At 62.4% G+C, this 12,556-nt stretch carries 10 protein-coding genes; 2 read left to right on the top strand and 8 right to left on the bottom strand.

From position 1 onward, the window contains the following. The 8 genes from AC0IYS_RS18070 to AC0IYS_RS18035 all read right to left on the bottom strand — a co-directional run bounded on the left by AC0IYS_RS18070 (position 1) and on the right by AC0IYS_RS18035 (position 9,159). On the bottom strand, positions 1-2,382 hold the full coding sequence (locus AC0IYS_RS18070) for a GH36-type glycosyl hydrolase domain-containing protein (protein WP_471706476.1): 2,382 nt from the start codon (positions 2,380-2,382) through the stop codon (positions 1-3). 44 nt (positions 2,383-2,426) lie between these two features. After that, complete coding sequence (locus AC0IYS_RS18065; RefSeq protein WP_471706475.1) at positions 2,427-3,773, bottom strand: MFS transporter; 1,347 nt, start codon at positions 3,771-3,773, stop codon at positions 2,427-2,429. 254 nt (positions 3,774-4,027) lie between these two features. After that, positions 4,028-4,549 (bottom strand): gluconokinase, encoded by a 522-nt coding sequence (locus tag AC0IYS_RS18060; protein ID WP_471706474.1) that lies wholly within the window; start codon positions 4,547-4,549, stop codon positions 4,028-4,030. Positions 4,550-4,695: 146 nt separating this feature from the next. Then, the gene (gene gntR / locus AC0IYS_RS18055) at positions 4,696-5,724 is read right to left on the bottom strand and encodes an HTH-type transcriptional regulator GntR (RefSeq protein WP_090313807.1); all 1,029 of its coding nucleotides are present in this window, start codon (positions 5,722-5,724) and stop codon (positions 4,696-4,698) included. Between the two features lie 73 nt (positions 5,725-5,797). Then, entirely contained in the window at positions 5,798-6,340 is a 543-nt protein-coding gene (locus AC0IYS_RS18050) for a DUF4124 domain-containing protein (protein ID WP_471706473.1), read from the bottom strand. A gap of 173 nt (positions 6,341-6,513) precedes the next feature. Continuing rightward, a complete protein-coding gene (locus tag AC0IYS_RS18045; RefSeq protein ID WP_471706472.1) occupies positions 6,514-7,233 on the bottom strand; it encodes a hypothetical protein in 720 nt (239 codons plus the stop codon). Between the two features lie 351 nt (positions 7,234-7,584). After that, on the bottom strand, positions 7,585-8,205 hold the full coding sequence (locus AC0IYS_RS18040) for a PEP-CTERM sorting domain-containing protein (RefSeq protein ID WP_471706471.1): 621 nt from the start codon (positions 8,203-8,205) through the stop codon (positions 7,585-7,587). Positions 8,206-8,421: 216 nt separating this feature from the next. Then, positions 8,422-9,159, bottom strand: a complete 738-nt coding sequence (locus tag AC0IYS_RS18035; RefSeq protein ID WP_471706470.1) for a hypothetical protein — start codon at positions 9,157-9,159, stop codon at positions 8,422-8,424. Between the two features lie 226 nt (positions 9,160-9,385). On the opposite strand from AC0IYS_RS18035, the gene guaB reads away from it, so the two are divergent. Together guaB and guaA are read left to right on the top strand one after the other, a co-directional pair. Beyond that, entirely contained in the window at positions 9,386-10,858 is a 1,473-nt protein-coding gene (guaB, locus tag AC0IYS_RS18030; protein WP_090313801.1) for an IMP dehydrogenase, read from the top strand. A gap of 66 nt (positions 10,859-10,924) precedes the next feature. Then, positions 10,925-12,535 (top strand): glutamine-hydrolyzing GMP synthase, encoded by a 1,611-nt coding sequence (guaA, locus tag AC0IYS_RS18025; protein WP_471706469.1) that lies wholly within the window; start codon positions 10,925-10,927, stop codon positions 12,533-12,535. Positions 12,536-12,556: the final 21 nt, after the last annotated feature.

The raw sequence follows: 12,556 nt of genomic DNA, 5'->3' as shown, positions 1-12,556 counted from the left end.
TTATAGATCCGCGCGCGGGATTAAAACCTCGAGCGCGTATACTCCACCCGCAACGATACCGGTCACGCGCGGTTCAGGCAATCGTTTTCCGTCCTGCGTGACCTGAATTTCGCCCACGTCGGCGCGGCGGATCGACACCTCGAACGTCGCGTAGCGGAACTGGCGGGTGACCTTGATGCCGTCCCAGTGCTTGGGCAGCTGCGGATCGACCAGCAAACCGTCGGTATCGCCTTTCAAGCCGCACAGCCCCTCGATGAAGCAGCGGTACGCCCACGAAACCGTGCCGGTGTTGAACAACTGGCTGGAGCGGCCGGCCGTGCGCGGATACTGGTGGTAGGCGCCGCGATAATAATTCGGGATGAACACCGGCAGCTGGCCGCGCTGCAGGTAATCGGCCTCGCTCGGGCCGGGGATCATCTGGCGCAGCAGCTTGTAGGCGCGGTCGCCTTCGCCGACCGTGTACAGGCTGTAGATGTAGAAGATCGACGCGTGGTTGTAGACCGCGCCGTTTTCCGCCGAACCGGGATGCTTTTGCGTCACGCGGCCCACATCGTCGCGCATGGCGCTGTAGGGCGGCGCGAACATCGCCACGCCGTACGGCGTGTCCAGCTGCTGCTCGACCTGCGCCATCATCGCCGCGCGTTTGCCGGCATCGGCCGCGCCGCCCAGCATCGCCCAGGCCTGGGGGTTCAGATAGATGCGGCCTTCCTTGTCCTTGCTGATGCCGAAGGTGACATTGTCGTCGGTGATGCCGCGCGCGTACCAGTCGCCGTCCCACAGGTGCTCGTTGGCGGCGCGGTTGACCGTCACGGCGCCGGCGCGGAAGTGCTTCGCGCTTTCGGCCAGCGAGGCGTTGGCCGTGCCGCTTTTTTCGCAGATCTCGGCCCACAGGTTCAGCGCGTAGGCGGTGGCCACCGTCAGCCAGCCCGACACGCCGCGTCCCTTGTAGCCGACCATGTTCATCGGATCGCACCAGTCGCCCTGGGCGATGTAGCTCAAGCCGCGCTTGTCGCGCGCCTGCAGCAGCCAGTCCATCGCGCTGCTCATGCGCTCGGAGACGGTGATGGCGACGCCGCTGTCGTGGCCGACGACGTCCTCGTTGAGGATGTCGTAGTCGCCGGTTTCGTCCAGGTACACCTTGAGCGCCACCGGCAGCCACACGCAATGGTCGGTGTGCGGCACCTGGTTGATGTATTTGAGCTCCGCGCCCTCGGCCAGCAGGATCCCGTCCGGCATCGCGCCGCTGGCCTCCTGCTGCGACAGCGCGTGCAGGAAGGCCGCGCGCATCACGCCGGGCTTGATGAAGCTCATGCCCATATTGTCCTGCAGGTAGTTGCGGGTCTGCGGATCGGTGCTGAGGCGATTGACGTCGCCGTGGTAGAACACCTGGCGCGGCAGCCAGTTGTTGACGAAGTTATCGAGTTCCTTGTCCGGCGTCTCGATGCGCAGGCATCCGCGACCGCCGGCGATGTAGTCGGCGTAGTCCTTGCGCGCGTTGTCGAAGGCGGCGGCGCCCAGGTATTTCTCGCGCATGGCGATGATTTCGGCGTCGTCGAAGGCCGGTCCGAAGATGAAGCGGTAGTCGTGCGACTGGCCTTCCGCCAGCGCCAGGCGGTATTGCACCACGGCGGCCGGGGTTTCATAGCGCGCGTCGCCATTGGCCAGCAGCGGCTCCTGGATCGCGCTTGGATAATGCAGGCCGCCTTCGCCCTCGAACGCCTGTTGCTGCACTTCCCACGCCTCCGGCGCCTGCTCGCACAGGAAGTAGGTCTTGTCCTTGAAATCCTTCTGCTTGAAGTAGTCGGTGACTTTTTGATACGGCGTCACGCTGCTCGCCACCACGCCGCCCAGGTCGGCGCGATATTCGCCCGACTGGTTCATCCACGACATGTAACCGATCGGGAAGTAGGGATATACACTCAGTTTGCGCGCGCGGCCGGACAGATTGGTCACGCGCAGCGACCACAGTTCCACCACATCGGTGGTCGGAATGCTCAACGTCAGTTCCACGCGAAGGCCCAGGTGCTCGATGGTCCATTCGATGTCGCTTTTGCCGACCGAGAAATTGAAGCTGTCGACCGGTGTGCGCACGGGCTCATACGGCGCCGAGAACAACTCGCCCGTCTCCTCGTCCTTGATGTAGAAGAAGCGGCCCGGATGATGGGCGTAGTAGTTCTGCTCCGGTTGCATGAAGGTCTTGGCCTCCAGGTTCGGCGCGTAGGCGTACTTGGCGGGTTCCGGCTGCATGTACTGGGCGACGGCGTAACCCCGGCAGGTCACCTGGATCATCATTTTCTGGTTCCACAGGAAGCCGGCGGCGCGCGGCATGGCCGTGGCGCTGGTCAGTTCGAAGCGGTCGCCATTGTGGGTTGGGCGTAGCATGAGACGGTCTCCGTAATAAAGCTTAAACTAAATAAAATGTGAGGTTATGCCGGTTTGGCCTTGCGTTGTTCCAGCTCGGCCTGGATCTCAACCAGCTTGGTGTTGTCGAGGTTATAGAAGAACATGACCACTACGGCCAGCACCGCGAAGGCGGCCGGGATGAACGACATCAGCCAGACGATGCCGGCCTGCGAGCCGACCGACTGCGCCGCGTTGGCGACATACCCGAGCTGCGTGAACAGCGAGCCGATGACGGCGACGGCGATCGCGGTGCCCAGCTTTTGCGAGAAGGTGGCGGCGGCGAAGGTCATCGCGGTGGCGCGGCGGCCGGTGCGCCATTCGTTGTAATCGGCGGTGTCGGCGTACATCGAGAAGGCCAGCGGCGACTTCGGTCCCAGCGCCAGGCCCATGCCGATCTGCAGCGCGAACATCAACGTCACCTGGTCCTTGGGCACGAAGAAGAAGGCCGATGACAGCACGGCGGTGATGCTCATCAAAATCATCATCAGCTTTTTCTTGTCGACGAAGCGCGTAAGGAAGGGCGTGATCGAGGCGCCGACGGCGGCCGAGATCATATATGCCGGCACGAAGCCCTGCATCAGTTCCGGACGCCCCACCACGTACTTGAAGTAGTAGGCCGCGCTGGTGGTGCGCAAGGTGATGGTGATCATGATGATCAGCGCCAGGAAGAACAGCACCACCCACGGCCGGTTGCGCGACAGGTCGCGGATGTCCTGGGCGACGTTGGATTTTTGCGAGGGCGGCGGCGCGATGCGCTCGCGCGTGTTCAGGAACGTCAGCACGAACAGGCCGGAGGCGAATATGCTCCACACCAGCATCGTCAACTGCCATCCAAGTTTATCGTCGCCGGCGCCCAGCCACGACACCATCGCCGGCGTGGCGGCGGTGACCAGGGTGCCGCCGGCGAAGGCGAAGATGAAGCGCAGGCCGTTGACGGTGGAGCGCTCCTGCGGATCGGCCGACAGCACGCCGGACAGCGCGTTGTACGGGATGTTGATGCAGGTGTAGCAGACCATCATCAGCAGATAGGTGCCGTAGGCCCAGACGATCTTGCCGTCGTGGCCCAGGTCGGGCGTGGTGTAGGTGAGGATGGCCGCGCAGGCCAGCGGCACCGGCACCCAGACCAGGTAGGGGCGGAATTTGCCGAAGCGTGTGCTGGTGCGGTCGGCGGCGGCGCCGATCATCGGGTCGGTGAAGGCGTTGATGATTTTGATCGTAAACATCATCGACGCCGCCGCGCCGGCCGAGATGCCGAAGACGTCGGTGTAGTAGATCAGCAGGAAGGTCGCGATATTGGTCCAATAAAAATTGAAGCCCATATCGGCGATGCCGTAGCTGATCTTTTCACGCCAGGTCAGTTGTTTATTCACAGTCGCCTTGTCTTAACGATACCCGACAGTTTAATGCCGTCGATTCTTGCACATGTAAAAACAGGCAGTGGAGCCGGAACTCCACTGCCCGAACAGGGCGGAACGCCGGGGCCGTACTTATGCGCGCATGCATACGCACGGTCCAGCGCGGCGGGAGACGCCACCCCGAGAGAGCTCGGTTTGCGGCCGTCAGCAGGGGGCTGGCGGCGCGAATTGGGGGGTAATGCGGATAGCGGTAACCGGGATGGATGTCATCATGTCTCCTGCTTGTTGGTTTTTAAGATCTCCCGCACCAGTTCGGACGGGTCGCTGCTAATGTCGAGCACGATGCCGGCTTCGTCGGCCTGCAACGGTTCCAGCGCCGCCAGCTGGCTGTCCAGCAGCGAGGTGGGCATGTAGTGGCCGGGGCGCGCCGTCATGCGCGCGGCGATCAGCTCGCGCGGCCCGTGCAGATGGGCGAAACGCAGTTGCGGGTCGGCGCCGCGCAGCAGATCGCGGTAGCGGCGCTTCAAGGCTGAGCACGACAGTACCAGGCCTGAATGGCGGTCGCGCGCCGCGACAATCTCGGCGTGCAGCGCCTTGAGCCAGTCGGCGCGGTCGTCGTCGGTCAGCGCCATGCCTGCCGACATCTTGGCGACGTTGGCGTACGAGTGATAGGTGTCGCCCTCGAGGAAGGGCGCGCCCAGCGCGGTGGCCAGTTGCAGCCCGACCGAGCTCTTGCCGCAGCCGCTCACGCCCATGACGACCCAGCGGACCTGCGTTGTTTGATTACTCATAGTTGTAATTGCATGTTAGCGCTAACAGATTGTTTGTAGTGTAAGCTTTTGACGGGATTTGTAAACAAGATTCTATGGTGCGCCGCATCAAGGCAAGGGTGTGTGGGGGCGCAGCAGCAGTGCGGCACCCGGCCGGCTGCCCTGGCTCAGGCGCTTTCCCTGGCCATCAGCGTGAAGCCCAGGTCGATTTGGCGGTTGGGCGGCGCCTCGCCCTTGATCACCGCGCGCAGCAGAGTGGCCGCCTCGAAGCCGATGCGGTAGCGCGGCGTGCCGATCGTCGTCAGCGACGGATTCATCCAGGCAGAGGCCGGCAAGTCGTTGAAGCCGCAGATCGCCAGCTGGGTCGGCACGGAGATGCCGCGCCGCTGGCATTGGTAGATGGCGCCGTGCGCCAGGTCGTCGTTGCAGCAGAAGATGGCGTCGCAGTCCGGCGCCTGGGCCAGCATGCGCCCCAGCAGCTCGGCGCCGAGCGCGATGGTCGACGGCTCGGCCACCATGACCTCCAGCCGCACGTCGGCCAGGCCCGCCTCGTTCATGGCCTGACGGTAGCCTTCGGCGCGGCGCAGCGTGCGCTCGTCGAGCTGCGCGCCGATGAAGCCGATGCGCTTGTGGCCCTTGTCGAGCAGATAGCGCGTCATCGCCTGGCCCGCCTGGAACTGGGAAAAGCCCACCGTCAGCTGGGCCGGGTCGGTGGACATGTCCATCATCGACACCACCGGCACGCGTGAATTGGTCAGGATTTGCTGCACGCGGTCGCTGTGCGACAGCCCCGACAGCAGCATGCCGTCCGGATTCGACTGCAGGTAGGTGCCGATCAGTTTTTCCTCTTCCTGGTCCGAATAGCGGGTATTGCCGATCAGAATCTGGTAGTCGTCGGCGTCGAGCGCGTCCTGGATGCCGGCCAGCACTTCGGTGAACACGGCGTTCGACAACGACGGCACCAGCACGGCGATCACCTTCGATTGCGACGAGGCCAGCGCGCGGGCGGCGCGGTTGGGCACGTAGCCCAGTTCGATCACCGCCTTGTCGACCCGGTCGCGCAGCGCCTGCGACACCATGTCCGGCTGGGTGATCGCGCGCGAGGCGGTCATGGTCGCCACGCCGGCGTGTTTCGCCACCATCGCCAGGGTGATGCGGCCGCTGGCGCGGCTCCTGCCCGCTTGTGATTTCGTCATCGGTAATACTTATAGTGGTATTGATAGCGATATCATACGGCAGCCCACGCCGAAAGGAAGAGGGGGAAAGTGCTTATTGGCAGCCAGCCAACACTTTTTGATTCTTTTTACCCATTTCGTCGCGCTCCTGGTCGTTCAGGACGGCACGCTCGCCGTTTTTATCGACATTGACCATGCGCATACCCTGGTCCAGCGCCCGCTGGTTTTGCCGCGCGGCCTCGCAATTGGCGGCGGTGTCGGCTTTTTGTTGCGCGTCCTCGGCGGCTTTGCGCTCGGCGGCGGCAGTGTCGGCGCGGCGCCGCTGGAACGCCTGCTCACGCGCGGCGAGCGACGCCGTGGCAGAGCCGGCCGCTTCGGCGACGTCCGTCTCAGCGGTCGTGACGGGGGCGGCGGCCGGAGCGGAGGCGGGCTGCGTGTTTGGGTTCCACCGTGGTTTGCCGGGCGCCTTCAAGATGTGCTTGTCGGGGACGGATGGCGGTGGTGGCCGGTCGGATAGTTGTTTCACGCCCTTGTCGTCAATCCAGACATATTGCGCGATCGTTATCGGGCAGGCTGCCAGCAGGATCACGCCGATCAAGTAGCGGAGGGGACCGGTGGCTGTGCGAAATGTCATCATATTGCTCCAATACCGTTCTGGCTGATTTCGCCACGATCTCGGGTTACTGTCAATGATGTCGCTGTGCTTTTGAGCGCTTAGCTAAAATAAGGGGCCGGTTCTGTGCGTTACAGAATCGGCCCCTGCACTGTGCGGCTAGCTAAACCGTCCCCCGGTTTGGGGACTGTGCCGCCTTAGGCTGCCAGCGCAGCCTTGGCTTTGGTTTTGCGGCCGCCGAAGCGGGCACGCAGGCCCAGTGCGGCCAAGCCCAGGCCCAGCATGGCCACTGGCGGCAGTTCCGGCACCGCGCTCGTAATCGGTCCGACGGTATCGAGCGTTACGCTGAAGCTGTTCAGATGCATCATGCCGCTGGCTGGATTCAAGTTGTAATCGTTGATCACGTAAAGCGCCAGGTTTTGATACGTGCCGCCGACGGTGTTAGTCAGGTCGATCGCGCCAGTGGCGGTGCCTGAACCTGGGGCGTTGGCGGTGCCCGATGTAAAGACGTTGCCCTGCGACAGCGCCTTTGCATCATAGATGGAGCAGCTGGCGCAATTTGGTGCCAGAACGTCGATGTTGGTATTTACATAGGCACCGTAGCTGCTGGCCGTCCCCTGATAATTGCCCAAGGTGTACTCCAGACCGGTTTTAACGTCGACATCGCCGGTAAAAGCCTGGCCGGTGTGCGCCCATGCATAAAAGGTGTCTTTCATCACAGCATTGGAGTTGCCGTACGTCGTGAAGTAAAAATTGCTGACAAAAGTAATGGTGTTGCCAACCAATGACACGGGAGTGAACGTGTCGTTGTAGTAAAGGTCAAAGTTGGCGGTTTTGATCGTGCCGGCAAAGCTTGGGGCTGCGACGCACGCCAGCAGCGCGGTGGCGGACAATAACTTCAGGATCGATTTTTTCATGGAGATATCTATTGAGGTTGAGGGTAGCCGCGTGGCGACCGATATTTAGAACTCGCCAAGAGATCAGGCGAGGCGCAAGCGCGGGAGGCCCAGGTCCATCTAGTGGCCATGACAATCTCTTCGGAACGATGTCAAGAAGCCAATAGCCGCACGGCACTATACGCTCGATATCAAACAGGAAATCTATCGAAATCTAACAATATTGAAATATTATCAATTTTACTGGCAAGGAAAAATGCTTCGTGTGCCGGTGGACTCGAAGGCTCACGCTTCGTTAGTCCGCCCGCGACAGCATCTGCGTCTGCCTCATCGCGCGTCGCTGCTGCTTCACGGTCGTGATCGCTCGGCGGTTCAGAGGGGGGTAACTCGATCAGGCCGTGGATCGTTCTGCGCTTTTTGCCGGCGGGCCGCCACCACGCCGAGTAGCGCCAGACCGGCCAGCATCATGCCGTAGGTCGCTGGTTCGGGGATGGCGCTGGACGGCGGGTCGGCAGGCAACAGGAAGTCAGGCGCGACGACCGAGCCGAGGAAAAAGTTCGGGTAGGCCGGCGGCCCGCCCGTGTATTCCGGACTGAACAAGGCATAGGTTATTGCAACCGGCGCGGCGGCAGGCGCGGCGGCCGTGGTGAACGAGAAACCCGATACCGGCGCGGTGCCGCTCGCGGTCCGCGTGCCCCAACCCCACCAGGTCACGTATTGGCTGTAGGTCGCATCGAGCATAAATCCGCCGTAGGTCTCCTGGGTCCAGCCTGCCGGGCTGCTGCTCGCGAGCGGGACCAGCGAGTAGCGCGCGGCGGTGCTGTTGACCAGCACAAACACTTGGATGACGGGCGTCTCAGACGCCGACAATTCGTAGCTGTATGTGTACAGTCCGTCGGCATAGGCCACGTTGCCGGAAAGTTCGGCGGCATCGACTCGCGCCATCGTTAAAAGTGTCGCCAGAACCACCGAGATCGCTTTTACAATTGCCATGAACTTCTCCCTTGCGCAACCAATGAACATCGCTCGACAAGACCGTGCTTCACTATAAATCATGTAGCCAAAAAGACAAGCAGATTCGAGGGGGTGTTACTTCGCAAACGTGGTCAGGAGGCGATTTGACGGCCGTGACCGAATCGCCTCCTCCGTTCGCTTTGCGGCGCGCCGACATCGGCCGGTGCTGGCCCAATGGGGGCCCGGTTTCAATCGTTATGCCGCGCCCTGCGCCGCATCGTTGGCCCGGCGTGCCTTGACGAGGCGCAGGCGCATCGCCAGGGCCGCCATGCCCAGGCCTATCATGGCGATCGGGGGCAGTTCCGGCACCGGGCTGGGGTTCGTGTTTCCGCCGACGGTGTCGAGCGTGATGCTGAAACGATTCAGGTGCATTGCGCCGTTGCCTGCGGGGAACTGGTAGTTGTTAACCACGTGCAGCACCAAGCCGCTGTACGTGCCACCAACGGTGTTGGTGATGTCCAGGGCGCCGCTGGCTTGGCCTTGGATCGGCACTGGCGAGCTCACGGATGCGTTCGTGGAGCCGCCGCCCAGTAATGTGGACTCGTAACATCCCCATGGCTGGCAATTTTGCGCCAGCACATCGACCGAGGTCGCCAGGTTGTAGTCGTAATTGCCGCTATGGCCCTGCACGGCGTTCATCTGGTAATCGACTTCGGTCGCGACGCTCGCGTTGCCGGTGAACGATACGCCGGCATGCGCCCCGACGAAGAAGTCGTCACGGAACACGGCGTAACCTGCAGAGTAATTGGAGTAGTAATAGTTGCTGACGAACGTTACGGTATTACCCGAATAGGAAACGGGGGTAAATCCGTTGCTGTACGACAAGTCATAATTTGCGAGCTGGATAGTGCCAGCCAAAGCGGGCACGACCGCCACCATCGTCAGCGTTGCCGCCGCGAGTAGTCGCTTGATCGAATGGGTTGCATAGTTCATGTTAAACCTTTGGTTGGGGCAGTCGGGAGGGGCAGTCGTCGGAGCGTGCAAAAAACACCACGAACCGGACGCTACAATACTGGAAGTAACGTATCGACAATCTATTCAAATGTAACAATATTTTGCTATTTTCATGACGGGCTGGTTGGAGGATGGGGCGGGAAGAAGTTCCAGACAGAATGCCTCATTTTCTGTATAATCTGCTTTTGCGCCTATAGGAATTGCTATGCGTCTTCTCCAAAAAGCACTCACGTTCGATGACGTGCTTCTCGTCCCAGCGTATTCGAATGTTCTGCCTGCCGATACGTCCCTCAAAACTCGTCTGACCCGCAATATCACGTTGAACATTCCGCTGCTGTCTGCCGCGATGGACACCGTGACCGAAGGCCGTCTGGCGATCGCCATGGCGCAAGAGGGTGGCATCGGCATCATCCACAAGAACCTCAATCCGAAGGACCAGGCGCGCGAAGTGGCCAAGGTCAAGCGTTTCGAGGCCGGCGTGCTGCGCGATCCGATCACGATCCCGCCGACGATGAAAATCCGCGACGTCATCAAACTGACCGAGCAGTATGGCATTTCCGGCTTCCCGGTGGTCGAAGGCAAGGAAGTGGTCGGCATCATCACCAACCGCGACCTGCGGTTTGAACAGGAACTCGACGCCGAAGCGCGCGCCAAGATGACCCCGCGCGAAAAGCTGGTGTTCATCAAGGAAAGCGGCGATGGCGCCGACCGCGACGAAGCCAAGCGCCTGATGAACAAGCACCGCCTCGAGCGCGTGCTGGTCGTCAACGACGCGTTCGAACTGCGCGGCCTGATCACCGTCAAGGATATCCAGAAGTCCACGGAGCACCCGAACGCCTCCAAGGACCAGCACGGCAAACTGCTGGTCGGCGCGGCCGTCGGCGTCGGCGCCAAGGATGAGGAACGCATCGAGCTGCTGGTCGCCGCCGGCGTCGACGTGCTGGTGGTCGACACCGCCCACGGCCACTCGCAAGGCATCCTCGACCGCGTGAAATGGATCAAGACCAAGTTCCCGCACGTGGACGTCATCGGCGGCAACATCGCCACCGCCGCCGCCGCCAAGGCGCTGGTCGAATACGGCGCAGACGCGGTCAAGGTCGGCATCGGCCCGGGCTCGATCTGCACCACCCGTATCGTCGCCGGCGTCGGCGTGCCGCAGATCACCGCCATCTCCAACGTCGCCGAGGCATTGGAAGGCACCGGCGTGCCCTGTATCGCCGACGGCGGCATCCGCTTCTCGGGCGACATCTCCAAGGCGCTGGCCGCCGGCGCGTCGACCGTGATGATGGGTTCGATGTTCGCGGGCACCGAAGAGGCGCCGGGCGAAGTGATCCTGTACCAGGGCCGCTCGTACAAATCGTATCGCGGCATGGGCTCGCTGGGCGCGATGTCGGACGGCTCGGCCGACCGCTACTTCCAGGACGCCACGATGAAGGCCGACAAGTTCGTGCCCGAAGGTATCGAAGGGCGCGTCGCCTACAAAGGCAGCGTGCTGGCGATCATCTTCCAGCTGGTCGGCGGCGTGCGCCAATCGATGGGTTACTGCGGCTGCGCCACCATCGACGAGCTGCGCAACAAAGCCGAGTTCGTCGAGATCACCTCGGCCGGCATGCGCGAATCGCATGTGCACGACGTGCAAATCACCAAGGAAGCGCCGAACTACCGTTCCGGCGACTAAGCAGTCCTTGCAACGCCGGCTAGCAAGCCGGCGTTTTTCCATTCCAGACCACTTCTGTAGACATCCATGCATTCTAAAATCCTCATTCTCGATTTCGGCTCCCAAGTCACCCAACTGATCGCCCGCCGCGTGCGCGACTCCGGCGTGTTTTCGGAAGTGTTCCCGTACGACGTCAGCGACGAGTTCGTGCGCAACTACGGCGCCGCCGGCGTGATCCTGTCGGGCAGCCACAACTCCACGCTGGACGGCGACTCGCCGCGCGCGCCGCAAGCCGTGTTCGAGCTGGGCGTGCCGGTGCTGGGGATCTGCTACGGCATGCAGACGATGGCCGCGCAGCTGGGCGGTAAAGTGGAAAACGGTCTGGTGCGCGAATTCGGCTACGCCGAGGTGCGCGCGCGCAGCCACACCAAGCTGCTCGACGGCATCAACGACTTCGTCACCGACGAAGGCCACGGCATGCTGAAGGTGTGGATGAGCCACGGCGACAAGGTGCTGGAAATGCCGCCGGGCTTCGTCCTGATGGGCAACACGCCAAGCTGCCCGATCGCCGCGATGGCCAACGAAGAGAAGCATTTCTACGGCGTGCAATGGCACCCGGAAGTGACGCACACGGTGCAGGGCAAGGCCATGCTGGGTCGCTTCGTGCACGAGATCTGCGGCTGCAAATCGGACTGGAACATGCCGGACTACATCAGCGAAGCGGTCGAGAAGATCCGCGCGCAAGTGGGCACCGACGAGGTCATCCTCGGCCTGTCCGGCGGCGTCGACTCGTCCGTGGCCGCCGCGCTGATCCACCGCGCCATCGGCGACCAGCTCACCTGCGTGTTCGTTGACCACGGCCTGCTGCGCCTGGACGAGGGCAAGATGGTCATGGACATGTTCGCCAAGAACCTGGGCGTCAAGGTCATCCGCGTGGACGCCGAGGACCAGTTCATGGGCCACCTGGCCGGCGTCGCCGACCCGGAGCAAAAGCGCAAGATCATCGGCCGCGAATTCGTCGAAGTGTTCCAGGTCGAATCGGGCAAGCTGGTCAACGCCAAATGGCTGGCGCAGGGCACCATCTACCCGGACGTGATCGAATCGGCCGGCAAGGGCAAGAAGGGCCAGACCATCAAGAGCCACCACAACGTCGGCGGCCTGCCGGAGACGATGAAGCTCAAGCTGCTCGAACCGCTGCGCGAACTGTTCAAGGACGAGGTGCGCAAGCTGGGCGTCGCGCTGGGCTTGCCGCATGACATGGTCTACCGCCATCCGTTCCCGGGCCCTGGCCTGGGTGTGCGCATCCTGGGCGAGGTGAAGAAGGACTTCGCCGACCTGCTGCGCCGCGCCGACGCCATCTTCATCGAAGAGCTGCGCAATACGCCATACGAGGCGGTGGTGGTGCCGGGCTTCGATCAGGACAGCGTGCCGGCCAACTGGTACGAGGCGACCAGCCAGGCGTTTGCGGTGTTCCTGCCGGTTAAATCGGTGGGCGTGATGGGCGATGGCCGCACGTATGAATACGTCGTGGCCTTGCGCGCGGTGCAGACGCAGGACTTCATGACGGCACACTGGGCGCACCTGCCGCACGCGTTGCTGGGCAAGGTGTCGAACCGCATCATCAACGAGGTGCGCGGGATTAACCGGGTGGTGTACGACATCTCGGGCAAGCCTCCGGCGACGATCGAGTGGGAATGATCAGGCTGAGTGAAAGCCTGA

The sequence above is a fragment of the Duganella sp. AC237 genome (genome assembly GCF_979254035.1).
The sequence above is the reverse complement of the archived record's forward strand: the minus strand, read 5'-3'. Positions and strand labels throughout refer to the sequence as shown.